1 protein-coding gene is annotated in these 246 nt (G+C 60.2%); it reads left to right on the top strand.

Annotated features, from left to right (window positions below; translation table 11 throughout):
* Positions 1 to 246: DDE-type integrase/transposase/recombinase (locus tag QN413_RS27250; protein WP_323499664.1), on the top strand; the 246-nt coding region annotated here is incomplete at both ends.

Raw genomic sequence — 246 nt, 5'->3', positions numbered from 1 at the left:
ACTGGTACAGCCGCCGTGTGCTGGCCTGGCGGGTGTCGATCTCGATGGACACCGAGTTCTGCATCGAGGCCGTCGAGGAAGCGATCATGAAGCACGGAACTCCCGAGATATTCAACACCGATCAAGGCAGCCAATTCACCAGCAGCGCCTTTAACGGACTGCTCATAGCCCACGGCATCCGCATCTCGATGGACGGCAAGGGCTGCTGGCGAGACAACGTGTTCATCGAGCGGCTGTGGCGCTCGA

The organism is Variovorax sp. LG9.2 (genome assembly GCF_035018885.1).
GTDB lineage: Bacteria > Pseudomonadota > Gammaproteobacteria > Burkholderiales > Burkholderiaceae_C > Variovorax.
Note: the sequence above shows the minus strand (reverse complement) of the source record. Positions and strands in the feature narration are given on the sequence as shown.